Origin of the sequence: Nesterenkonia ebinurensis (assembly GCF_008711175.1) — a bacterium.
Taxonomy (GTDB): Bacteria; Actinomycetota; Actinomycetes; order Actinomycetales; family Micrococcaceae; genus Nesterenkonia; species Nesterenkonia ebinurensis.
The window spans coordinates 208,508-232,665 of record NZ_VWNF01000032.1; the positions used below are offsets into that span (position 1 = coordinate 208,508).

The following is a 24,158-nucleotide window of genomic DNA, read 5'->3' on the forward strand; positions in this document are numbered from 1 at the left end:
TCAAGCCTAGCCGCTCTGGCTGGGCTTGAACGCACGGTGGATGGCCACAATCCCGCCGCTGAGATTGCGATAGCGCACCTGGGACCAGCCTGCCTGCTCAATCAGTGCGGCCAGGTGGTCCTGATCCGGCCAAGCCCGGATGGATTCGGCCAGGTAGACGTAGGCCTCCGGGTTGGATGAGACTGCCCGGGCCACCGGCGGCAGGGCTCGCATCAAGTACTCGTTGTAGATGAGGTTGAAGGCCCTGTTCGTGGGGTCGGAGAACTCCATGACCGCTAGCCGACCACCTGGTTTGGTCACCCGCAGCATCTCCCCCAGCGCCACCGTGGTGTCCTCGATATTGCGCAGCCCGAAGCTGATGGTCACCGCGTCAAAGCTGTCATCGGCAAAGGGCAGGTTCATTCCGTCCCCAGCCACAAAGGTCAGTTCAGGGTGTTTACGCTTGCCCACCTGGAGCATACCGAGCGAGAAGTCGCAGGCCACCGCGGTGGCTCCGGCCTGCTGGAACGGCACGGTGGAGACCCCGGTGCCGGCGGCCAGATCCAGCACGTACTCACCGGGCTGCACATTCAGCGCCTCGGTGAGCTTCTTCCGCCAGCACCGGTCCTGGCCCAGGGAGATCACATCATTGGTGAGGTCGTAGCGCTCAGCCACCCTGTCAAACATCGAGGCCACGTCGTGGGGCTTCTTATCCAGGTCAGCGCGGGTTCCGGTATGGGGATTCACCCCAGCATTCTCGCATGAGCCCGGCTCTGCGCCCCCGGCAGTTCTTCCCGGAGGATGCGTCAAGACCCCGCCTGCTGAGATGGCCTCTGGGCCGCGTAGGATGGTCTGGCTATGACAACAGCCCCGCCCACACTGCATCTGACGGCGGTGGAAGTGGATCTTCCCGACGCAGTGACCGGTCTGCTTCCCGCTGTGGAGCCCACCGGGGTCTGGCTGCGTGAGGGCGAGGGCCTGCTGGGTCTGGGCACTGCTGCCAGTGCCCAGATGACCGGACCCCGCCGGTTCGCCGAGCTCGCCGCCTTCTGGGATTCCCTGACCATCGAGGTGGAGGCGGGGTCGAGCACCTCTGAACAGGTGGCTGGGGGCTTGGTCGGCTTTGTCTCGGTGAGCTTTGCCGCAGACTCCCGTTACGCCTCACATCTGGTGGTACCAGAGGTGCTCATTAAGCACGACGCCGCCCGCACCCTCCTGATCACCGCGACTGAACACCCATCAGACCTCGCTGAGATCCTGGTCCGCCATGGGCTGCGGCTTGAGAAGACCGCTGTGCTCCCCGGTCTGCACACCAGGGGCCCAGCACGGAGTTTGCCGCCGACTGCACTGCATCCGGGCGCCCAGTCTGAACGGCAGCATCTCAATGCAGTATCTGCCGGCCTCACCGCCATTGCTGACGGGACCGTGGAGAAGCTGGTGCTGGCCCGTGACGTGGTGGTCTCCGCTGAGCACCCGCTGCCGCTGAGCAGTGTGCTGTCCCGACTGTCCGGTAAGTACCCGCAGACCTGGACCTACCGGGTCGGTGATGTGCTGGGCGCGACCCCGGAGATGCTGGTGCGGATCCGGGGTGCGCAGGTGTCCTCTCGGGTGTTGGCCGGGACCATCAGCCGCAGTGCGGATGCTGCGGGGCTGGTCCGCGATGCCAAACAGCACCGTGAGCACGACCTCGCTGTACAGTCGCTGCTGGATGAGCTTGCCCCGCTCACTGAGTCATTAAAGTCTCCTGCTGACCCGGGTGTGCTGGAGCTGCCGAACGTCTACCACTTGGTCAGCGACATCTCCGGCACTCTGGCTGCCGATGAGACCGGCCAGCTGCCCAGCCCGCTGGCGGTGGCTGAGGCGGTACATCCCACCGCAGCGGTCTGCGGGACCCCGACCGCGGTGGCCGCCCAGCTGATTGCTCAGCTGGAGGGCATGGACCGGGGCCCCTACGCGGGGCCGGTGGGCTGGCTGGATGCCGCCGGCAATGCGGACTTTGGGATTGCCCTGCGCGGGGCCATGGTGGAGGATGATCGGACCCTGCGGCTCTGCGCCGGCGGGGGGATCGTGGAAGGATCGGAGCCGGAATCGGAACTGGCCGAGACCGAGATCAAACTCACCCCCATGCTCGGTGCTCTGGAAGTCAGCCGGTGACAGGCGCCGTTCACCCGATGGCCTCGGTGATCACGCGTAGGATATTGCCGCTGGTCAGCTTGGCTAGCTCCTGCTCGGACCAGCCTCGCTCAGCCAAGGCGCGGAGCAGCACGGGGTAGCTGTTGACCCGCTCCATTCCGGAGGGGCCGGCAGGAACACCGTCATAGTCCCCGCCCAGGCCAATGTGCTCGATGCCCGCCACCTGACGGGCATGCTCTACATGGGCAACCACATCCTCCACCGTGGCCTCATTGTTTGTGGTGAGAAAACTGGGCACAAAGCTGAGCATGAGCACCCCGCCATTGGCACTGAGCCGGCTCAGCACCCCGTCGGGAACATTGCGCGGGTGGTCGGTGACCGCACGACAGCAAGAATGGGAGAAGATGACCGGCCGGCAGCTGACGTCCAGTGCATCGTGCATGGTGCGCTCATGGACATGGGAGAGATCTGCCAGCATCCCGATCCGGTTCATCTCCGCCACAACTTCCCGACCAAACTCGGTCAGCCCATAGTCCACCGGCGCTCCGGTGGCCGAAGCTGCCCATGCAGTGTTGTCGTTATGAGTGAGCGTCATATACGTCACGCCCAAAGCGCGGAACATACGCAACACGGCCAGTGACCCGGCAATGCTGTGTCCGCCCTCAGCGCCCATGAGGGAGGCGATCCGATTCCCCTTCCAGGCGGTCTGGATATCGGTGGCAGTCTGTGCCAACTGCAATTCGGTGGGAAACTGACCCACCAGACGGTGCACACAGTCAATCTGCTCCAATACTTGGACCGCCGCCTGAGATTCGGGCTGGTGAGACGGCACATAGACCGACCAAAACTGACCTCCTACCCCGCCGGCACGCAACGATGGCAGATCTGTATGGATACTTGGGTTGCCACTATCCAAGCAGGCTTCGCCGATGTCATAGCCGTACTCATTGCCCAGCACCATAGGTAGATCGTTATGGCCATCGAGCACCGGAGCCTCGCTCAGCACTTTCTGGACCAGTTCTGCACTCCCTCTGCTCTTCCATTGAGAGTTCACTCAACCCTCCTTCATCCTTAGTGGGTTCTAGGCCAGCAGAGACGTCCGGTGTTACATTTTTATGGCCGACCGTTCAGGCCGAGGAGCCGAGACGGAACAACGCTTGCTGCCTCCACGGCCTGCGTTCTGCTCACTCCGGCAGACACTGCCACCTCCACCGCCCTGTCCATGGTGAGCGTGGAACCAGCGAGAGTCTGTGTTCCGGCCAGCAGCGGCACTGCGTTGCGGACCTCCACGGGGAGTCCGCCCAGGCGATATTCACCGTCGCCGAGTCCGGTGGCAGACATGGAATCACTGACCAGCACGATCCGGCCAGGAGCCGTGGAGAACATTGCCCTGATCATCACCGGGTGGACATGGACACCGTCAGCGATGAGCTCCAAGGCTACATGGTCTCGGGCCAGTGCGGCGCCTACTGGACCGGGATCCCGGTGACCCAGCCCGGGCATGGCGTTGAAGGCATGAGTCAGCAGTGCGGCCCCCAGATCGAAAGCTGCAGCTGCGGTCCCATAGTCAGCCTCGGTATGTCCCACCGCCACGGTGACGCCGGCTTCGGTGAAGCGCCGGATAGCCTCGGCCGCACCAGGACGCTCCGGAGCCAGAGTGACCTGCCGCAGAACTCCCTCGCCGGCTTCCAAGAGGGTATCCACCGCCTCGGGGGTAGGTGCGCAGAGCATACGGGGGTCATGTGCCCCGCAGCGGCTGGCCGTAAGAAAGGGTCCCTCAAGGTGGACGCCATGGACGGTGACTCCGCTGCTCCGTGTGATGTCCGGCAGCAGCCCACGGAGCTCCTGCAGCCTCTGCGCCAGCTGCTCGACAGGGGCGCTGACCAGGCTGAGCAGGGTGCCAGTAGTTCCGTGGGCCCGATGCACAGCCAGCGCCTGACTCAGCTGGGCCGTGGAAGCATCGTCATAGGCCCAGCCTGCCGCGCCATGGCTGTGCAGGTCGATATAACCGGGAGTCACAGCTGCTCAGCCAAGTCGTCGAGGATCTGGTGGCAGTTCCGACCGGTGGCCCGGACTTTGGCATCTACCGTCATAGTGCCCCAGCGGCCAAGTAGTTGCCGGCGTGCTTCAGCTGCGAGGCCGCGGCTGCATCGGCGATCACCGTGACCCCGGGGTGAAGCTGCAGGGCCGAGGCCGGTACGGTTGATGTCACCGGCCCCTCCAATGCTGCAGCGAGTGCATGGGCTTTGTCGAGGCCGTAGGCAGCCAGGACCAGACGCTCTGCTTCCAGTATGGTCCCGATGCCCTGGGTGATGCAGTAGCTGGGGACATCTTCGGCGGCAGCGAAGAACCGGGAATTATCCCGACGGGTCTGTTGGGTCAGCCGGGCAATCCGGCAACGCGAAGCCAAAGATGTCCCAGGTTCGTTGAATGCGATGTGCCCGTTACGGCCTATCCCAAGTACCTGCAGAGTAATGCCGCCGGCAGCGCGGATGGCCTGTTCGTATCTGCTCGGAGCCGCTGAGTCCTTCCCGTCGTCGCCGGGGACCCGCACCAGTTGGGGGTTCAAACCCAGGGGGCTGGTGATCTCGCGCTCCACCACCGCCTGGTAACTCTCCGGGTGGCCCTCGGGGATGTCCCAGTACTCGTCCAGGGCAAAGGCCGGTACTGTGCTGAGATCAAGAGACCGGCACCGGGCCGCCAGTGCTCTCCAGATACTCTGCGGAGTGGAGCCGGTGGCGACGCCGAGAACGAAGCGGGCACCCACTGAGGTCATGGTCGCCGCAATCCGGTCGGCGGCCAGTTCTCCTCCCTCTGCTTGGGATGAGACGACGAAGAGCTCGGTCATACAGCACCTGCCAGTGCGCTTCCCGGGATCGCGGCAAGCAGTTCCTTGGTGTAGTCGGACTCAGGTGCTGTAAACAGTTTCTGCGGGGTTCCTGATTCCACGATGCGTCCCTTCTGCATCACGTGCACCTGGTGAGAGATCATATTGACCACGGCAAGATCGTGACTGATGAAGAGGTAGCTCAGGCCCAGCTGCTCCTGCAGCCCCACCAGCAGTTCCAGGATCTGGTTCTGCACCAGTACGTCCAGGGCAGAGACTGCTTCATCAAGGACCACAAGCTCCGGTTTCAACGCCAAAGCACGGGCGATGGCCACACGCTGACGCTGTCCGCCGGAGAGCTCATGGGGCAGTCGATCCGCCACACTCCCCGGCAGCGCGACCTGCTCCAACAGCTCAGTGACGCGAGTACGGCGGCTGCTGTGACTGCCGATCCTATGCACCCGCAGCGGCTCTCCGATGGACTCGGCAACAGTGTAGCGCGGATCCAGCGATGCATAGGGGTTCTGGAAGACCGGCTGGATCTGGCGGCGGATGCCCATCATCTGGCGTGAGGTGACTGCGGAGATGTCCACTCCGCCGATCAGGATGCTGCCCTCGGTGATGTCCTCTAGTCCCAGCAGCATTTTGGCTGTGGTGGACTTGCCTGAACCGGATTCACCCACGATGGCCACCGTACGGCCCCGTGGGATCTGGAAACTGACCTCGCGGGCTGCCCAGAATTCACCGGTGGACCTGCCACGCAGCTTGTACCTGCGGCCCACATCTTTGAGCTCGGCGAGCGCCTTGGGCGCTACGGGCTCCGACGGTGTGGTTTTCCGGTTCACAATCGGTTCAGTGACCAGCGATGGGGCTGCGGAGACCAGCCTACGGGTGTATTCATGCTGCGGGCTCTGGAGGATGTTCTCAGCGGGTCCGGACTCCACCAGCTCGCCTTTGTACATCACCAGCACCCGGTCGGCACGTTCAGCGGCCAGGGCGAGGTCATGGGTGATCAGCAGCACCGCTGTGTTGGTCTCGGCAGTGAGTTCTCCGAGCCGGTCCAGGATTCTGCGCTGAACGGTGACGTCGAGGGCACTGGTGGGCTCATCGGCGATCAGCAGCTCAGGCTCACAGGCCAGTCCCATGGCGATGAGCACGCGCTGGCGCATACCACCGGAGAATTCATGCGGAAACTGGCTGTAGCGGTCCTCCGGCGAGGGGATGCCGACCATCTCAAGGAGCTCGATCACCCGCTCCCGAGCCTGGCCGCGACGCGCTTTGCCGTGGACCTCGAGCGCTTCGGCGATCTGCTGGCCCACTGTGTGCACCGGATTGAGATTAGACATCGGGTCCTGGGGCACAAGTCCGATGCCCGCCCCGCGGATCGGCCGCATCTCACGTTCAGGCAGGGTGGTCAGCTCCCGGCCCGAAAAGCTGATCATCCCGGATGAGATGCGGCCATTATCGGCCAGCAGCCGGTTGATACAGGCGGCCACGGTGGATTTTCCGGAGCCGGATTCCCCCACGACGGCCACCGTCTGCCCCGCCTCAAGGGTGAAGCTGACGTCTTTGACGGCATCGAACGGGCCGCTGGGGGTGGTGAATGTGACTCGAAGGTCCCGGACTGAGAGCAGCGGTTTGGTCACTGTGCATCTCCTGTCTCTGCTTGATGGAGGGTCTTATTGGCAGAGGCCATGGCCCGCCGCCACATCTGATCCACAGGCATCAGCCGATCCCGGTCAGGCGGCGGCTGACCGTGCAGACGGTTGGACAGCATCACCGAGATAACCTTCGGTGCCTCAGGAGTAGCCGGGGCTGCGGCAAGATAGGTGCCTGTGAATCCGGGGTGGGCGAGGAAGGTGCGTTGCTCACCGCGCCAAGGCAGCTGATACATCCGGGCACCGCGGCCCTGGGCGAAGCCAACCTCCCCGAAGTCCGGTGAATTCGGCGCGGCGGTGGCAAGCTGTGCGGACTGTTCTGCGCTGATTCCGGCATTCTCTGGAACCGCCAGAGCGGCGCCGAGGCGGAGCAGCCCGGCGGCGTCGCCGAACCAGCCGGCGTGCCCGGCGGCCTGGCCGGAGGCCGCGTCAAAGGCGTGGAAGGCGTTGCAGTCAGCGACCTCTCCGCGCAGCTGGTGTTCGCGCCACGGAAAGTCAGCGGCAGCAGTCTTGGTGCTGTCGTCCACAGGATAGGGCGTATTGCTGGCCACCATCTCCCGTTCGATCGCATCGCCCAAGGGTCCGGAGGTAACCGGGGTTCCGGCATGGGGCCGACCGGGGGTGATCGTCTCGATGCCGAGGGGCCCCAGGAGCAGCTCGCCCACTGCCTGGGAGAAAGACTGTGCAGTGACCTCTGCCGCAACTGCGCCGGCTACCTGCATCCCGAGGTCTGAATAGTGCCATTCGACACCGCGGGGGTAGCGGGCAGGCATTTCCAGGATCTGAGGGATCGGCGAGCTCTGCCGCCCCGGGCTGAGGTACATGGGCCACCATTCGCGGAAGCCGCTCTGGTGCCGAAGCAGGTCCTCCACGGTGACTTCACAGTGGGCACCTGCAACGGGGCCGAAGAACCGGGCCAGAGTGTCCTGGGGGGCCAGCTCGCCGAGGGTGAAGAGCCGCTGCAGAGTCAGGGTGGTGAGCAGCTTGCTGACCGAAGCCAGGTCATGTGCATGAGCTTGGGTCATCGCCTCGGCTGTCTCCAGGTCGGCGGTGCCACTTGTCCAGTAGTGTGTCTGCTCGCCTTCGGTGATGGCGAAGACCGCCCCGGGCGGAGAGTGCGCGTCTGCCGCCGCCGCCACGGTCGCTGCTGCGGGGTTGTCTGTCGTTGTCATCTCTGCAGGTTCTCGATTCTTCGGCCCTGGAGCGTTCTGACCAGCCGGATCTGAGGTTCACCGTAGGCGGGGTCGGTATAGCGTGCGCCGTCGGGTGTCCAGCCGTGCTTCTGGTAGAAGCTGCGAGAGGGCATGTTGTCTTCAAAGACCCACAGCGAGATCTCGGTGAGGCCCTGTTCGGCCAAGCTGGCAACTGCCGTGTCTAGAAGGAGCCGACCGTAGCCGCCGCCCTGAACCTGGGGACTGACGTAGAGCGAGCGGATGTGGCCGTGGCCGGTGTCCTCGGGCCCGAATTTCACGACGCCGACCACACTCTCCCCCTCCACCGCGACGAGCGCCTGCACCGCAGGGTTCGCTGCGGCCTCCTGAAGGCTCCTGCCCCACAGCTCACGGGCCTTTTCCCTGGTCATACGGGCCACGAGATGCTCAGGCAGGGTCTGCGCGTAGCTAGTGGTCCAGCAGGACAGAAAAACCTCGGCGATAGCGTCACAGTCGGTGGCGGTGGCGGCTCGCAGCCTCGCCCGGCGGAAAACCAGGGAGGCGGGAGCCTGGGTACGAGGCTCGGGCAGTCGCAGAGGCTCCGCCCCCGGAGTGAGTGTCCCCAGAATCCGGTCCTGCTTAGCCCCAGTAGCAGTGGGCAGGTTGGCGGGAAGTCCGTGGAGTGAGAGCCAGCCGATCAGCGCCATCAGCACTGCCTCCTTCTCGTCGGCGCCGACGCCGAGTTCCTCGGTGGTGCTCACCGTGGTCCCGGGCAGCAGGCGGCGCAGTCCCGCGAGGATCACCGGGTTGTGCACCCCTCCACCGGAAACGAAGAGTTCATCGACCCCCTCTGGCTTCAAAGCATCTGCAATGGTGCACACAGTCAGCTCGGTCAATGTGGCCACTAAGTCGGCCGGAGACGGCTCGGTCCCCGCCTTCCGGATGGCTTCCTGCACATAGGTCAGGTGGAAGAGCTCCTTGCCGGTGCTCTTGGGTGCTGACAGGGCGTAATAGGGCTCGGTAAGCAGATGCTCCAGCAACCTCTGATCGACGCTGCCTGATGCTGCGATCTTCCCGTCGCGGTCGAAGCCCTCGGCAGTCAGCCCCCTGGCAGTGACCACAGCGTCGATAAGGGCGTTGGCCGGCCCGATATCCCATGCCCGCAGTCCATTGTCCGAGGTGATGCTCACATTTGAGATGCCCCCGAGATTGAGGGCGGCGGCCCGGCCAGACCGCCCGGCCAGCAGTAGGGCGTCCAACGTGGAGGCCAAGGGAGCGCCCTGGCCTCCGGCAGTGATGTCACGGATGCGCACATCGGAGAGCACCGGTGTTCCCGTCCGCTCGGCGATCCAGGCCGGCTGGCCCAGCTGCAGGGTGCCAAGCACCTGCGCCTGCTCCCCGGTCCCCTCCACCCAGTGGTAGAGGGTCTGGCCGTGGGAGACGATGAGATCGGCGCCTTCTGCGGCCTGGCGAAACTGCTCGGCAGCTTCGGCGAAGGCCTGCCCGATGAGCGTGTCCAATCGGGTCACTTCAGCGAGGGTGACCGGAGCTGGGGGCAGCGCCGCAACAAGGTCAGAGCGCAATTGATCGGGATAAGGCATCGATCCATGGGCCCGCACCTGGGCCTGCAGTTGGCCCTCGTGTATCTCACTGAAGTCGACGACGGCCACATCAATGCCGTCGTGGGAGGTGCCGGAGATCATTCCGAGAATCCTCATCCAGCAGTCTCCAGAGCCTTCAGTGCATCGCGCAGCCGCCCGCCTGAGCGGTCCAGTGCCTGGCGGGCCTGGGCCGCTCCTAGACCAGTCTTGAGCATGACGACAGCGGCGGGCACGGAGTAGTCGGTGGCTTCCAGGGCTTGCTGCGCCTCATCCAGGGCGGAGCCGGTGATCTCCAGAACGATGTTCTGTGCCCGGCGCCGGAGCTTCTCATTGGAGGCTTGGACATCGACCATGAAGTTTCCGTAGGTCTTGCCCAGTCGGATCATGGAAATCGTGGAGAACATGTTGAGCACCAGCTTCTGCGCGGTGCCGGCTTTCAACCGGGTCGACCCCCGGACGATCTCCGGGCCCACGATGACCTCGATGCCGTGGTCTGCGGTGCTGCTCAGCGGGGTCTCAGGGTTGCAGGAGAGCCCGATGCCCAGTGCGCCGCGTTCCCGGGCTCGGCGCACCGCACCTATGACGAAGGGGGTCCGCCCGCTAGCGGCGACTCCCAGCACAGAGTCATTCCTGCCCACATCGGCCTCATCCATGGCGGCGGCGCCGGCGGCCTCGTCGTCTTCGGCACCTTCGGTGGCGTTGACGATCGCCTCAGGTCCACCCGCGATGATGCCCAGCACCTTCCCCCGGGTGGAGAACGTGGGCGGGATCTCCGAGGCGTCCAGGACTCCGATCCGGCCGGGGGTGCCGGCTCCGACATAGATCAGGCGTCCGCCGTGGGCCATGCGATCACTGGCGGCTTCAATGGCGGGAATGATCTGCCCCAACGTCTTGCGTACGGCCAGGGGAACCTCCTGGTCGGCCTGGTTCATCAGCCGGGCTATTTCGGCCACGCTGAGCGTGTCGATTTCCTGGTATCGGGGGTCGGCGGCCTCGGTGGGGAGGCCGTGAGAACTGTGCAATGTACTTATTTTCCCTTCCGGTTCGGGTCGAGGGCGTCGCGGAGCCCGTCGCCCAGGAGATTGAGGCCCACTATCAGCAGTACGAGGGTCAGGCCCGGGGCGAGCATGGTCCACGGCGCGGCCACCATGAGGCTCTGCGCGTCGTAGACCATGGACCCCAGGGAGGCGGCCGGCGGCGGGGTGCCGAAGCCCAGGAAGCTCAGTGAGGCCTCAGCCAGCACGGCCCAGGAGAAGGTCAAGGTCACCTGCACTATGAGGATTCCAGTGATATTGGGCAGGATATGCCGAGTCATGATGCTTGGAGCGCGCATCCCGGTGGCTCGAGCAGCGGCTACGTATTCCATTTCCCGCAGGGCCAACACTGGTCCGCGGGCCACCCGTACGAAGATCGGGGCAAACCCAACGGCGATGGCAACTGCCACAGTGAACCAGTTTCGGGCGAACACTGAGGCAAGTGTGAGAGCCAAGAGCAGAGACGGGAAAGCGAACAGCACGTTGGTGACCGCACTGATCGCGGTGTCACTGAGCCCACGCAGGTAACCCGCCACGATTCCGGCTACTGTGCCGATGACTCCTGAGATCACCACTGCTACCAGAGCAACACGTGCAGAGTTGGCCACTCCTGAGGCTACTCGTGAGAAGGTGTCGCGACCCAGTTGGTCGGTGCCGAACCAGTGCTCGACTGAGGGAGGCTGCAGACGGACTGTTGCATCCTGCGCAGAAGGCGAATGAGGCAGAAGACCTGCGGCGGAAACACCAGCCATCAGGATGAACAGTCCTACGATGAGCACTCCGGCCACTCCGCTGGGGCTGCGCAGCACCGCTCTGAGTGTCCGACTACCCACACGGGACTGTGCAGGCGGAGCTGCAGCCCCGGTCACAGTAGTTGCAGTTGTTGTACTCATTCGGCGCGCACCCTTGGATCAATTCGTTGGTAAAGCAGGTCAGTAGCTAGGTTGACCAGGACAAACAGCAGAGCAATGACCAGCACCGTGCTCTGCACCACGGCGTATTCCTGCTGGTTCATCGCCACCACTACCTGGCGTCCCAAGCCAGGCAGTGAGAAGATCTGCTCAACCACCACTGCACCGCCCAAGAGGAAACCGAACTGCATACCCGTTTGTGTGACCACCGGAACCAGGGAATTGCGCAGCACATGGGAGCGCCGCAACCGAGCCGGCGGCACGCCTTTGGCCTTGGCGGTACGGATGAAGTCAAGGCTACGAACCTCCAGCACTGCGGTGCGAGTGGTCCGCATGACCGGTGCAGCAATGGCAAAGCCCAGTACCAGGGCCGGCATGAACATCTGCTGCAAGTTCAGCCAGGGATCGTCCCACAGCCGGGCGTAACGCAGTCCGTTGGGGTTGAATCCCCAGGACTGAGCGGCCATTCCTAGCACAAAGGTCCCGAGCAAAAAGGTGGGGATGCCCAGCCCGGCCAGCGCCACACCCTGGCCGAACCAGTCTCGCAGCGCGTTGGTGCGCGAGGCAGCCAGCATGCCTAATGGAATGCCTACCAGCAAGGCCACCAGGATGGCGAGCACCGAAAGCTGCAGAGTCACCGGCAAGGACTGTGCGGTCATCTCCAGAACGCTCTGTTGAGTGCGCGAGGAGTACCCCAGATTGCCAGTGAGCACTGAGCCCAACCAGGTGAAGAACTGCACGATGAGCGGCTGGTCCAGTCCGTAATAGGCACGCAATGACTCGCGCTGTTCTTCGCTCAGGGCGGCTGCCTCAGTGCCGTAGATTGCGGTGATCTGATCCCCAGGGATGGCCCGCAGCATGATGAAGACCGCCACAGCACAACCGAAGAGGGTGAAGGCTGCCCCGGCGATGCGGCGCACGGTCGGGGCAGCCTGCAGACGTGTCAACATTGGTTCTTACTGCTCCAGGGAGGTGTCTCTGAGACTCTTCATGGAGCCGTTGGCCATGGGCGTGTAGCCTGTGACTCCTTCGGCCAGAGCCGTGTACTCATAAGGCGCGAAGAGCCATACCCACACAGCCTCTTCCTCCAGCTCAGCAGAGACTTGGTCATAGATCTCTCGACGAGAGTCCTCCTCGGTCTCCTCCAGCCCCTGGGCGAAAAGCTCATCGAGAGTTTCGGAACTGTACCCGGCCACTTGGTTGAGGTTTCCATCGGAAATGAAGTACCGCCCGTACATCACATCGGGATCAGGCTGGCCACCGTTGAGAGCCAGAGCAAGTTCGAAGTCTGCCTCCATCCAACGGTCCACGTAGGAGCCTGACTCCAGTGCCTCAATCTGCACGGTGATGCCGATCTGATCTAGCTGGGCCTGGATGTTCTCGGCCTGGGCCACTGCAGTGGAAGGATAGCCGTCACCCATCACGATCATGCTGAGCGTCAGGCCGTCTGCGTAGCCCGCGTCAGCCAGATGCTGCTGTGCACGGTCCAGGTCGGGCTCGGGGCAGGGGCGATTGTCGGGATCGCTCAGGTATGCCGGGGACGTGATGGGGCCGGTGACTTCCCCGGCTCCCATGGCAGCTGACTCCAACACCTCGTAGCGGTCGACTGTGCATGCGATCGCAAGCCGGACGTCTACGTCGTCAAGAGGTTCGGTGTATCCGTTGAACTGGAGCACCTGGTAGCTGAGTTGGGGAGTTTCGTGAATCTCGATGTCGCCCCCGATAGTGTCAACCAGCACCGGATCGTCGAAAGCAGCCAGATGTACGTTTCCAGCCTGCAAGGCGGATACGATGGCGTTCTCATCGGGTATCACCCGAAACTCTACGGAGTCCAGCGCCGGCTCACCATCCCAGTAGTCCGGGTTGGCAGCCAGGGTCAGTGCCTCATTGGCTTCATGGCTCTCCAAGGCGAAGGGGCCGGTGCCGTTGGGCTCGTTCGAAATAGTGTCAAGGTCAGCATCAGCGGGCAGGATCGCAGTGCTTCCCAAAGCAAGCTTTGAAGGCAGAGCGCCATCGGGCGAGCTCAGCGTCAACGTCACCTCGTGGGTGTCGGTGGCCTCAACAGAATCGACGGCCGCAAGGTAAGTGGCAGAGACTGCCGCGGTCTCCTCATCCATGATGGCCTCATAGGAGGCGACAACGTCATCCGCAGTCAGATCGCTACCGTCGTGAAAAGTCACGTCCTCACGCAATGTGAAGGTGACTGTCAACGCATCCTCACTGACCTCCCAGTCCTCAGCGAGTCCCGGCACTACATTGAGCTCCTCGTCCAGCTCAGTGAGAGTGCCGTAGATGTTCTGCAGCACCCGCACTGAGTGGAAATGGGTCGCAGTCCACGGGAGGAGGTTGTCCACGTCGGAGGAGGTGCCCACCACCAGGTTCTGGGGTGCGGCGTCGTCCCCGTTGGCTGCTGATCCATTGTCGCCATTGGAACAAGCGGTAAGGGCTAATGCACTGATACTGAGGATCACCCCCGCTCCCCGTAGAGGGCCAGATGACGCGCCTCTGCCGCCACGCGGTGTGCCAAAGATAGGGGTATTCATGCTGAGCTCCTTGTGATGCGAGTGGGTGGTAATCACATGGTAATTATTTACCTAGATGGTTTCAATAGAGAAAATAATTTTTTACATGGGTGTTACGTCGCCTCGCTCGTGCATTAGGGTGGGATCCATCATGGTGACCGAACACAATACAGGTGGAGCGTCTGCTCATGAGAGCGGGCGTCCGCAGTCACGTGCGATGCTCGTGAAAGTTCGGGGGCAGCTGCCCAGCCTCCGCCCAGCTGAGAGACGGATCGCTGAGGATCTGCTCTCCGACCCTGAAGGCTTTGCACGCTCGTCCATCAGTGAGACTGCAGTCCGAGCGGGGACCTCAACAACTACGGTAGTGCGCTTCTACAGACGCATCGGTTACCAGCGGTTCAAGGACCTTCGTCACGATCTCACACAGGAATCCGTCCGGGAACGGATGACAACCCATGAGTTCCCCGCTGAGGCCAGCGATATCGGCAGGAGGGACAGTCTGGCCCAGATAGTCGCCAAAGTTGCTCGTGATGAGACCCTGTCCATCAGTGATACCGCAACTATGCTGCAGACTGAAGAGCTCACCCGCGCTGTCCGGATCGCAGCACACGCTCAACGCATAGATATCTTCGGGGTCGGCGCCAGTTCTATTGTCAGCCGCGACTTACAGCGCAAGTTGGCTCGCATCGGTCGTACGGCAATCGACTGGCCGGAAGCACACTCAGCCTGGACTGCTGCAGCGGTGCTGAATGGAGACTCTGTAGCATTAGCAATCTCGCACTCCGGAGTCACCTCAGACACTGTCGAGTTTCTCCGGCTGGCGCGGCATTCCGGGGCCACCACAATCGCCATCACCAACGTTGAGGATTCAGTCTTGGCCCGCGAAGCTGATGTGGTGCTGTGCACCGCTGCTCGAGAAACCGCGTTCCGTTCTGGTGCACTCGGTAGTCGCATCGCACAGTTAATGGTGGTGGACTGCCTCTTCATCGGTGTAGCTCAGACACACTACGATGCTTCTCTCGAAGCACTGCGAACTACATACCAGGCAGTGCAGTCCAGGGCATCCCGGCCCTCCTGAACTCCTAAAGCTGTGCGGCGGCTTCGGCGATCCTGGCGTGCAGGTCGCGCAGCCGGGTCCGGTCGGTGCGGATCTCAATGATCCGTACGCCTAGCCGATCGTCAGGGTGGGAAAGCGCCCGGCCGAGTTCCTCCAGGTCCTCGGCGTAGATGTACTCGTGCTGGTAGGCATCGGCAACCGCCTCCATATCCACTGTCTGCGGGGTACCGAAAAGCCGCTCCACGGTCTGCGCATGATCCGGCCGGCGGCCGACCTCACCGTGCTCCAGCTGGTCGAAGATCGCACCACCGGCATCGTTGATCACCACCACATCCAGGTTGGGCGGCTGCTCGGTGGAGGGGATCAGCAAGGCATTGGTGTCATGGAGGAAGGTGAGGTCACCTACCAGGGCGGTGACCCGATGGCCGATCGCCAGCGCCATCCCGGCAGCGGCTGAAATGTTCCCGTCGATGCCGGCGATCCCGCGCAGCGCTTGAACCACCGGTGCAGCCGAGCTCCGGCTGCGGGTCAGTGCAGCGGCGAGGTCCACCTCCCGGATCACGGAAGAGGACCCCAGCAGCAGGGGTGCGCGGACTGTCTCGGCAACAAACTGGGCAGCACGTACTGAGCTGAGTGAGCCGGCGTCGTCGTCCTCCTCCCTGAGCACTGAGTCGATGATGCTCTGGGCCTTCAGCCCGGTCTCCTCCCAGGCCTGGGTCCAGTTCGGATCGGCCTTGCCGGCAAACTCGGCGAGCATGTCGGTGGTGGTGATGACCCTGCGCGGCAGGCGCTGGTCATGCCAGGGCTCAGCCCGCGGTGCGTACTGGACCACCTCGAGGTCCTGCCGGCTGATCAGCCACTGGACTGAACGGGTAAGGGTGGGTCTGCCGGCCACCACCACCCGTTCGACGCTGCGCACCAGGTCAGCGGCTGGTGAGCCTTCCGGGGACTGCAGCAGCAGCCGGTAGCCCTGAATGGGGCCGAGATCGGTCCAGCGGGCCCCGGAGGTGGGCTCAGCGAGCATCGGATGACCCAAGCTGCGGGCCAGCTCAACAGCCTCGGGGGGAGCCGCATGGCCCATCACGAACAATGTTCTCAGTGCTGGTCCCGGCCACGGGTGCCGGTCCCGCTCGCCTAAAGTCCCATCCTCTGTACCGAAACCTTGCTCACCCTCCGTTGCGCTGGAGAGAACATCTGCTGAACGGAGATGCTCGGCCGGGGTGATTCCTCCCATGCCCCCTCTCCGGTACAAACGCTCCCGTTCCTTCGGCGGAATCACACCACGCCGCGCCCACCGCTGAGCACCCGGCTGCCGTGCCAGGGAATCAGCAGCAGGTACTAGCGGGTCGGCGAATCCGATGTTCAGATGCACCGGCCCCGGGGCTGAACGCGCCGTTGCCGCAGTAGCAGCCCGCAGCAGCAAGGCGGTCTGGGTCTCGGCGGCGAGCATATCGTCCCGGGAGACCGGCTCCAGGCGCAGGCTGCCTTCAGCGACGGCCGACTGTTCCAGGTCCAGTTCATCGCGCACGCGGCCGCTGAACATGCCCTGCTGCCACACGGTCTGGTTGGCCCCGGTGCCATGCAGGGATTCGGGCCGGTCGGCAGTGATTGCCACCAGCGGCACCCCTGACATATCCGCCTCCATCACAGCAGGTAGCAGGTTCCCGGCGGCGGTCCCGGAGGTGGTCACTACTCCGGCGGGCTCCCCTGCGGCCAGGGCTATGCCGAGAGCAGTGAAGGCGGCGGAGCGTTCGTCGGTGCGGATGTGCAGGGTGATCGCACCCAGCTGCTCGGCCTCGGCCAGGGCGTAAGCCAGCGGCGCGGAGCGGGACCCCGGGCAGAGCACTACATGGCGCATCTGCAGGGTCAGGCCGCGGATGACCCGGCGGGCCAGGCGGAGGGATTCGGAGTCGTGGGAGTCGTCGAACTCTCGGAAGGGACCCCTCTCAGCTGCCATGGAGTACATGGTATGCCGCGCGCAGCCGGTCCAGCCACAAGGCTTCATGCTCCCCGGTCACGCGGTACCGGCTGATCAGCTGCGGATTCGGCTGCGGAGCGGAAACAACGACCACGCCACCTGGCGTCTCTGCCACCGGCACCTGTAGCTCGCCGCCAACAGGCACTAGCGGCTGATCCACCAGCTCACCGCCGAACATGGTCACTGTGCCCAACCCGCAGGCATAGGGCAGCTCCGGCAGCCGGGCAGCCAGGGCAAGCCCGGCGGTCAGCCCCACGGAGGTGTCCAGGGCTGAGGAGACCACGGCCGGCAGCCCGGCCTGCTGAACAATATCCAAGGCACGGTCCACACCGCCCAGTGGAGGCACTTTGACCACAATCAGGTCTGCGGCACCCAGCTGGGCTACTCGCAGCGGGTCCTCGGCCTTGCGCACTGCCTCATCAGCTGCGACCGGCACCGGAACGCCCACCTTATGCAGCTGCTTGCGCAGCTCGGCCAGCGGTTCGATCCCGGCCACCGGCTGCTCGGCGTACTCGAAGCGCTCCCCGGCGATCTCAACGATCCGCTGCAGGGCCTCCACCGCCTCAAATAAGCTCCAGGCACCGTTGGCGTCCACCCGGATCCCGGCTCCCGGCACGAGCCGGCAGACCTCGGCGACCCGGGCGGCGTCGTGCTCAATGCCCTGACCAGGCTCAGCAACTTTGATCTTCACCGCGGGAATCGAGTCCAGATCCCCGTAGCGGCTCAGTACGGTCTCAACCTGATCAGGGCTGACCGCCGGCATGGTGGCGTTGACCGGCACCACTGAGCGCAGCGGAGCGCCCAGCCCCTGCCAGGCGGCCTGTAAACCTGCGTCCAGCCAGTGCGCAGACTCCTCCGGACCGTACTCGGGGAAGGGGCCGAACTCCCCCCAGCCGGCAGGACCACGCAGCAGCAGCACCTGGCGGGCAGTCTGGCCGCGGAATCGGGTGCGCATGGGCAGCGAAACCACCACGGCAGTCTCGAGGACCTCTGCAAGCTCCGGGAGTGAGGGATTGGGCACAGCACCCAAGTCTATGTTCGGCGATTGAGAACAGAGCTGGGAGAATGGTCGGCATGTCTTCTGCTCTGCGTCCGCCTGCGGTGCGCACCGGCCTCTGGATCACCGGGGTGCTGGTGTGCAGTGTGCTGTTCCTGGTTGTCTACGAGTACTTTGTGCGTACCGAGTCCGGTCAGTTCCTGGACAATGTGATGCGCCTGACCGCAGACCACTTCAACCATCCGCTGCCGGAGCTGAACCCGAACAACCGGTGGATCGCGGTGATCATTGTGCTCCCGCCGGCGTTGATCTTCGCCATCATCGTGCTGGTCAAGCAGAAGTACCTTGCCGGGCTGATCGCGATAGGCACGGTGCTGGCAGCCAATATCTCTACCCAGGTGCTGAAGTACGGGATGCTGGACCGCCCTGATCTGGTGGACAACCCGACGTACTGGACCAATAACTCGCTGCCCAGCGGGCACACCACCATTGCCGCCTCGGTGGCGGTGGCGGTGTTCCTGGTGGCCAGTCCCAAAGCCAGGCCCGGGCTCGGCGTGTTGGCAGCCATCTGGGGCGGAGGCTGGGGCGCTTACCTGTTTATTGAGGCCTGGCACCGGCCTTCCGATATGATCGCGGCCTACCTGGTGGTGGCGGCCTGGGGCTTGGTGGGCGGCTGGCTGATCTTCCGCTCCGAGCCGCGGAACAACACAGTGATCGCCGATGCTGAGCCGGATGTGGCACCAGCTGCCGGGCTGTGCTGGTTCTTGGGGATTGTGCTGGGTATCGGGGCGGTGCTGTGCCTGATCTTCGCCGGGGGCTGGTCCGGGCTGGCTGCCAGCTTCGATGATCCCAGCCTGTGGACCTGGATCGCCGGAACCCTGCTGTCTCTGGGGCCGGCGTTCCTCACCGCAGCAGTGGGCATCAACTTCTTCGGCGCCGAGACCGGCCGGCGGATGCGCGGAGAAGATGTGCCGGCTCCCAAGGGCGCCCGCATTGTGTATCCGATCCCGCCGGAGCTGCGCGAGCTCTACGAACGCGTATGAGTCAGAAGCCGCGTGACCGATTGAGCCGAGTGAAGACCGGAGCTAGCTCCAGGTATTCCGGGGCGATCGAGGAAAGCGAGAGCCTTCGGCTCTCGCAGGCGGTGCACGAGGCCGCCGTCTCCTGGTATCACCGTGCTGCCCGAGACCTGCCCTGGCGCCGCCAGGACTGCTCTGCATGGGGTGTGCTGGTCTCCGAGACCATGCTGCAGCAGACTCCTGTGGCCCGGGTGCTGCCCCGTTGGGAGGAGTGGATGCGCCGCTGGCCCACCCCGCACGAGACCGCCAAGGCACCTGTGGCTGAAATCCTCACCGTCTGGGACCGGCTGGGCTACCCGCGGCGCGCGCTGCGGCTGCAGCAGACGGCGGCTGCGATTGTGGAACATCACGACGGCCAGGTGCCCAGCACCCGGGATGAGCTGCGCGCTTTGCCGGGTGTCGGTGAGTACACCGCTGCAGCAGTGGCCTGCTTCGCCTTTGGCGTCCCTGAGGTTGTGGTGGACACCAATATCCGCCGGGTGCATACCCGGGTGTTCTCCGGGCACGCCCTGCCAGGAAAGACCTACACCGCGCAGCAGCGCAGGCTCGCCCATGATGTGTTCCCGGATCCGGAGCACGACTGCGGACAGTTTGCCTGTGCCTGGAACATCGCTGTGATGGAGCTTGGTGCTCTGGTCTGCACGGCCCGGGCCCCGCAGTGCGGAGCCTGCCCGGTGGCTGAGCTCTGTACCTGGCGGCGGGCCGGATTCCCGCCGCCCACCGAGGAGCAGAAGCCTCGTGGGCAGGCCTGGGCAGGCACCGACCGACAGGTCCGCGGGGCGCTGATGGCGGCGCTGCGCTGTGGGCCTGCACAGCGCTCAGTGCTCATTGCTTCGCTACCCCTTCCGGCTGCGGACCTGGATCAACGGCACCGCTGCCTGGAGTCGCTGCTGACAGATGGCCTGGCTGAGCAGCGCGGAGACCAAGTCGCCCTGCCGGGGGTGCTGCGCTGATCCCGGCGACGGGCGCATCTCGCGCTCGTTCCCTGACGTGGCCCGCACCCTGGCTTCGCTGCTCAGCGCTGCGTGAGCGGGCAGACCTATGGAGTCTTAGACTTCTTAAATGACCTCCTCTGCCCGCAATCTCCGTCATCTGCTGGGCTCGGCCCGGCGGGCGACAGTAAACCGGGCGCGTACCGGGACGGTCCGGGCTCGGCGCTCGGTGCTGCCTGCCGCGCAGATGACTGCCGCCGGGGTCGGCGCCTATGTGATCTCTGAGCAGCTGCTGGGGCATGAGACCCCACTCTTCGCTGCAGTGGCTGCGCTGATCGCTATGGGTTTCACCAAGGAACTGCGGCTGCGCAAAGTGGTTGAGGTCGCGGTGGGCTGCACCCTAGGCGTCTTCCTGGCCGACATGCTGGTGCACGGCCTGGGAGCCGGGGTGCTCACTGCGGTCATCGCGGTGTTCCTGGCGGTGATGCTGGCCCGATTCTTAGACCCTGGGGCAATGTTCGCTATGCAGATGGGCCTGCAGGCCCTGCTGGTGGTGATGGTGCCGGTGCCTGCTGAGGCGGCCCTGGGGCCATTCACCCGCTCGGTGGATGCGGTGGTGGGCGGCGTCGTCGCCCTGGCCATCACCCTGATCACGCCAAAGGATCCGCGCGGTGAACCGGTCCGTGAGCTGAAGGCGGTGACACAGACGCTGACGGTCTCGCTGCGCGATGTCTCTGCTGCCCTGCGCAGCTCGGACTCTCGGCAGGCCTGGCATGCGCTGATCCGGGCCCGCGGCCTACAGACCCAGATCGATGAGTCCACCCGGGCATTGACTGCAGCCAAGGAGCTCACCCAGTTCTCACCCGCACACCGAAGGCACCGGCACTATGTGCGGAAGCTGGAGCGGGTGGCGGACAAGTTGGACCTGGCAGTGCGCAGCCTTCGGGTAACCGCCCGCCGCACGGTCAGCACTATTGACCACGCCGCCCTGAGCGATGCGGGCACGGAGAATCTAGCCACTGCAGTGCAGGGACTGGCGGATGCCTCAGTACAGCTCTCGCGTGCCGTCGGCGAGTCCGGGCCGGGCTTCGAGAAGTCCATGGATGCTGCCCGGGACGAGCTGGCAGCAGTGGCGATCACCCTGCATCCGAAGCGGCTGGAGATCAGTGATCTGGAGGGGGAGGCCCTGGTGCTGCTGATCCGCACGATGGTGGTGGATCTGCTTGAGGCCACCGGCAGCACCCACGACGACGCCGTGGCCTACCTCCCAGCCCTGTAGCGCTAGCGGTCCCCGAGGATGAGGTCCAGGGCCTCGGGGAGTGAGCTGACCTCTCTGATCCGTATGCCGTCAGGGGCGTCCTCAGCGGCTCCGCGAGGGACGATCGCATGGGTGAACCCGAGCCGTGCGGCTTCCTGGAGTCTGCGTTTGATCCCGGCGACGGGGCGTACCTCCCCGGCCAGGCCAACCTCCCCGAAGGCCAGGAACCTGTTCGGCAGCGGCTTCTCCAGGGCAGCGGAGGCCACCGCCATCGCCACCGCCAGGTCCGCTGCCGGCTCAGTGATCTTCACTCCGCCCACGGTGGCCACATAAGCCTCTGACTTCATCAGCACGGCAAGTTTGGCCCGCCGCTGAAGCACAGCCAGCAGCATCGAAACCCGGGGCGAATCCAGCCCTGAGACGGCACGGCGGGGCTGGGCGGCGGTTGACTCAGCCACCAGTGCCTGAACCTCTGCGGTCAGCGGGCGCCTGCCCTCCAGGGTGATGGTGATGCAGGCACCCGGCACTCGCTCGGTCACAGCCGAAACAAACAGTCCGCTGGGGTCAGCCAAGGACTCCAGACCGTTCTCGGTGAGGTCGAAGCAGCCGACGTCATCAGTGGGGCCGTAGCGGTTCTTCACCGCCCGCAGCAGGCGCAGCCGGGAGTGCCGGTCACCTTCGAACTGGCAGACCACGTCCACCAGGTGTTCCAGCATCCGCGGGCCTGCGATACCACCGTCCTTAGTCACATGACCTACCAGGATGGTGGTCATATTGCGCCGCTTGGCAGCCTCGATCATCGAGGCGGTGACCTCGCGGATCTGGGTGACCCCGCCTGCAGCACCGTCGATCTCTGCTGAGGAGAGAGTCTGGACCGAGTCCATGATGGTCAGCTGCGGGGAGACTTCTTCGATCTGTCCCAACGCCTGGGCGAGATCCGACTCCGCAGCCAGGTAGAGGCCCTCGGCCAGAGCATTGGTGCGCTCGGCCCGCTTCTTCACCTGGGCGGCGGACTCCTCCCCAGTCAGGTACAGCACGGGTGCCGATACGTTCTTGCGCGCCACTGCGCAGGCGGTCTGCAGCAGCAGGGTGGACTTGCCGACTCCCGGTTCACCGGCTATCAGGATCACTGCACCGGGGACCAGCCCCCCGCCGAGCACCCGGTCGAGTTCGCCGATTCCGGTGGGGCGGAACTCAGCTACTGAGGAGTCGACCTCAGCGATGGTCTGGGCTGGGGCAGTGAGGTTCCGTGAGGGCGTCGTACTGGCTTTGACCACACCCTTCTCCACTACAGTGCCCCATGCCTGGCACTGAAGGCAGCGGCCGACCCACTTGACGGTCTGCCAGCCGCATTCGGTGCATTCGAATCCGGCGGAGGTCTTCTTCTTGGCCATACGTGACACGTTATCCTCTGGCACGGAGATGGGCAGCGCCCCGTCAGTGGTGGCGGTGCATGGCAGCCAGCATGCTCAGCAGACTGATCAGCAGTGCTCCAGTCAGCAGTGCCATTCCAGCCGGGTAACCCAGTCCGGTATCTGCCAGCCACCCCACCGCGGCTGGGCCGCCGGCCCGGCCCAAGGCGATAGCCACAGCCTGGATGCCCATCAGGGCGCCGAAACTCGCCCCCGAGTACCAGTCGCTCATCACCACCGCCCGCAGCGGGATGAATGCTCCGAAGAGCAGGCCGAAGAGGATGAAGTGCCCGCTCATCTCCCAGAGCGCCGTCCCACGGACCGACAGCCAGACCGCTGGCATGATCAGCACGGTCGTCCACACCCACAGCTTGGCGGAATCGAATCTGTTGGCCAGCATCGGCAGCAGGAAACGCGCCGGCAGGCTGAGCAGCCCGACCGCCGCCGCCCACCATGCCACGGTCTCTGTGCTGAACCCGGCGGCTTCGAACCGGGCCACCCGGTGCACGTTATAGGACTCCAGCACAGCCATGGTCAGGGCCACTGAGACCGTCAGCGGGATGAAACCGGAGGGCAGACCACGGCGCGACAGGGCAGTTCCGTCGGCAACATGCGCCCCGCCACTACCCGCAGCAGCAACGACGCCGGGACCACCGGATTCTGCCTCAGGCGGCAGGGCCTCGCTGCTCAGCTCCGGCGCAGCAGGCCGCGGGGCCGCCCGCAGCGCCCAGGAGGCGGTGAGGCCGGAGACTCCCAGTACGAACACCCCGAGCAGAGCTGCTGTGACACGCCAGCCGAAAGCCTCCACCAGGTAGCTGGTGGAGGGGATGAAGATAGGTCCGGCCAGGCCAGTGATCAGCGTCATCGTTCCCGCTGCCCGATTGCGCTGGGACCGGCTGAACCACTGCTGGAGCGCGACGAAAGCCGGCTCGAACAGGACCATCGCACTGCCGGGGCCGATGAGCAGCCACCAGGCTGCGAGCACCTGCCAGGGCTCGGTGCTCAGCGAGAAACCCAGAAAGCCCAGCATCACCAGCACCCCGCCGGTGCCGATCAGGCCGCGCACACCGTGCCTGTCCGCATGGCGTCCGATGCGGATCGAGCACAGCGCACCGGCGAGTACGGAACCGGAGAAGGCCAGCGAAAGCTGGGATACGGTGAATTCGGCACCGGCAGCAGATGAGGTGATCAGCACCGAGGTGCCGTAGAGGATCGCCCCGAAGCCGGCCCCCACGCTGAGAGCCAGTGAGTAGACCAGACGGCGAAAGTGCTGTGATGGAACGGGATTCATGGATCCTCCTGCAGGGCATCGGCATAACGAACATGCCGACACTGCTCCTGGAGGTTTCTATCCCGTGAGATCAATGCTGCTGAGCATCTGCGGTCTGCAGCATATTGTGGCGCTCGAACCAGACCCAGCATTTGTATGCTGGCGGAACCCTAGCCACCGGTCCTGGTCGGTAGACCTCAGTATAGGGGTCTGGCTGCGACACTCCGCAAACCAACACCCACTGCCCAGCGCGGTGAGCGTAGTCGTTCCATGCTCATCCCGGCGTTTTCGGCCGTTTTCACACAGAAACAACTACGCTCACCGAACGACGGAGGGCCGGATCCGGGATGTTCTCCCAG

At 64.6% G+C, this 24,158-nt stretch carries 20 protein-coding genes; 5 read left to right on the plus strand and 15 right to left on the minus strand.

Annotated features, from left to right (window positions below; genetic code table 11):
- Window positions 1–6 precede the first annotated feature (6 nt).
- Entirely contained in the window at window positions 7–726 is a 720-nt protein-coding gene (locus F0311_RS10400) for a demethylmenaquinone methyltransferase (RefSeq protein ID WP_223881259.1), read from the minus strand.
- 111 nt (window positions 727–837) lie between these two features.
- Here F0311_RS10400 and F0311_RS10405 point away from each other — a divergent pair, with 111 nt between their 5' ends.
- Window positions 838–2,133, plus strand: a complete 1,296-nt coding sequence (locus F0311_RS10405; protein ID WP_150461868.1) for an isochorismate synthase — start codon at window positions 838–840, stop codon at window positions 2,131–2,133.
- Between the two features lie 10 nt (window positions 2,134–2,143).
- Here the strand turns inward: F0311_RS10405 and F0311_RS10410 are convergent, their stop codons facing one another.
- From F0311_RS10410 to F0311_RS10455, 10 genes are all read right to left on the minus strand, one after another.
- Window positions 2,144–3,166: a dipeptidase gene (locus F0311_RS10410; protein WP_223881260.1), complete on the minus strand. Its 1,023-nt coding sequence runs from the start codon at window positions 3,164–3,166 to the stop codon at window positions 2,144–2,146.
- A 59-nt stretch (window positions 3,167–3,225) separates the two neighbouring features.
- Window positions 3,226–4,131 (minus strand): N-acetylglucosamine-6-phosphate deacetylase, encoded by a 906-nt coding sequence (gene nagA / locus F0311_RS10415; RefSeq protein WP_150461869.1) that lies wholly within the window; start codon window positions 4,129–4,131, stop codon window positions 3,226–3,228.
- 70 nt (window positions 4,132–4,201) lie between these two features.
- Complete coding sequence (locus tag F0311_RS10420) at window positions 4,202–4,960, minus strand: glucosamine-6-phosphate deaminase (RefSeq protein ID WP_150461870.1); 759 nt, start codon at window positions 4,958–4,960, stop codon at window positions 4,202–4,204.
- The gene (locus F0311_RS10425) at window positions 4,957–6,585 is read right to left on the minus strand and encodes an ABC transporter ATP-binding protein (protein WP_150461871.1); all 1,629 of its coding nucleotides are present in this window, start codon (window positions 6,583–6,585) and stop codon (window positions 4,957–4,959) included. The genes F0311_RS10420 and F0311_RS10425 overlap by 4 nt, the downstream gene beginning before the upstream one ends.
- Window positions 6,582–7,769 (minus strand): serine hydrolase domain-containing protein, encoded by a 1,188-nt coding sequence (locus tag F0311_RS10430; RefSeq protein WP_150461872.1) that lies wholly within the window; start codon window positions 7,767–7,769, stop codon window positions 6,582–6,584. Before F0311_RS10430 ends, F0311_RS10425 begins: the two co-directional genes overlap by 4 nt.
- The gene (locus tag F0311_RS10435) at window positions 7,766–9,466 is read right to left on the minus strand and encodes an anhydro-N-acetylmuramic acid kinase (RefSeq protein ID WP_150461873.1); all 1,701 of its coding nucleotides are present in this window, start codon (window positions 9,464–9,466) and stop codon (window positions 7,766–7,768) included. The genes F0311_RS10430 and F0311_RS10435 overlap by 4 nt, the downstream gene beginning before the upstream one ends.
- Entirely contained in the window at window positions 9,463–10,371 is a 909-nt protein-coding gene (murQ, locus tag F0311_RS10440) for an N-acetylmuramic acid 6-phosphate etherase (protein WP_150461874.1), read from the minus strand. The genes F0311_RS10435 and murQ overlap by 4 nt, the downstream gene beginning before the upstream one ends.
- A gap of 5 nt (window positions 10,372–10,376) precedes the next feature.
- A complete protein-coding gene (locus F0311_RS10445) occupies window positions 10,377–11,276 on the minus strand; it encodes an ABC transporter permease (protein ID WP_150461875.1) in 900 nt (299 codons plus the stop codon).
- Window positions 11,273–12,244: an ABC transporter permease gene (locus F0311_RS10450; protein WP_150461876.1), complete on the minus strand. Its 972-nt coding sequence runs from the start codon at window positions 12,242–12,244 to the stop codon at window positions 11,273–11,275. Before F0311_RS10450 ends, F0311_RS10445 begins: the two co-directional genes overlap by 4 nt.
- A gap of 6 nt (window positions 12,245–12,250) precedes the next feature.
- Window positions 12,251–13,765: an ABC transporter substrate-binding protein gene (locus F0311_RS10455; protein WP_223881261.1), complete on the minus strand. Its 1,515-nt coding sequence runs from the start codon at window positions 13,763–13,765 to the stop codon at window positions 12,251–12,253.
- Between the two features lie 268 nt (window positions 13,766–14,033).
- Between F0311_RS10455 and F0311_RS10460 the strand changes: the two genes are divergently transcribed.
- Entirely contained in the window at window positions 14,034–14,894 is an 861-nt protein-coding gene (locus F0311_RS10460) for a MurR/RpiR family transcriptional regulator (protein WP_223881262.1), read from the plus strand.
- A 4-nt stretch (window positions 14,895–14,898) separates the two neighbouring features.
- Here the strand turns inward: F0311_RS10460 and menD are convergent, their stop codons facing one another.
- Together menD and F0311_RS10470 are read right to left on the minus strand one after the other, a co-directional pair.
- Complete coding sequence (gene menD / locus F0311_RS10465) at window positions 14,899–16,830, minus strand: 2-succinyl-5-enolpyruvyl-6-hydroxy-3-cyclohexene-1-carboxylic-acid synthase (RefSeq protein ID WP_191089870.1); 1,932 nt, start codon at window positions 16,828–16,830, stop codon at window positions 14,899–14,901.
- Window positions 16,820–17,872 carry an o-succinylbenzoate synthase gene (locus F0311_RS10470; protein WP_223881263.1) on the minus strand — a complete coding sequence of 351 codons (1,053 nt, stop codon included), beginning with the start codon at window positions 17,870–17,872 and terminating at the stop codon, window positions 16,820–16,822. Before F0311_RS10470 ends, menD begins: the two co-directional genes overlap by 11 nt.
- 53 nt (window positions 17,873–17,925) lie before the next feature.
- Between F0311_RS10470 and F0311_RS10475 the strand changes: the two genes are divergently transcribed.
- The 3 genes from F0311_RS10475 (at window position 17,926) to F0311_RS10485 (ending at window position 21,138) form a co-directional block, all read left to right on the plus strand.
- Window positions 17,926–18,891, plus strand: coding sequence for a phosphatase PAP2 family protein (locus F0311_RS10475; protein ID WP_191089871.1), 966 nt, complete (start codon window positions 17,926–17,928; stop codon window positions 18,889–18,891).
- Window positions 18,888–19,880, plus strand: a complete 993-nt coding sequence (locus F0311_RS10480; protein WP_150461882.1) for an HhH-GPD family protein — start codon at window positions 18,888–18,890, stop codon at window positions 19,878–19,880. The genes F0311_RS10475 and F0311_RS10480 overlap by 4 nt, the downstream gene beginning before the upstream one ends.
- A 109-nt stretch (window positions 19,881–19,989) precedes the next feature.
- Window positions 19,990–21,138 (plus strand): FUSC family protein, encoded by a 1,149-nt coding sequence (locus F0311_RS10485; RefSeq protein WP_223881264.1) that lies wholly within the window; start codon window positions 19,990–19,992, stop codon window positions 21,136–21,138.
- Between the two features lie 2 nt (window positions 21,139–21,140).
- On the opposite strand, the gene radA is transcribed toward F0311_RS10485, so the two are convergent.
- Both radA and F0311_RS10495 read right to left on the minus strand, forming a co-directional pair.
- Window positions 21,141–22,511, minus strand: coding sequence for a DNA repair protein RadA (gene radA, locus F0311_RS10490; protein ID WP_150461883.1), 1,371 nt, complete (start codon window positions 22,509–22,511; stop codon window positions 21,141–21,143).
- Between the two features lie 43 nt (window positions 22,512–22,554).
- A complete protein-coding gene (locus F0311_RS10495) occupies window positions 22,555–23,820 on the minus strand; it encodes an MFS transporter (protein WP_150461884.1) in 1,266 nt (421 codons plus the stop codon).
- Window positions 23,821–24,158: the final 338 nt, after the last annotated feature.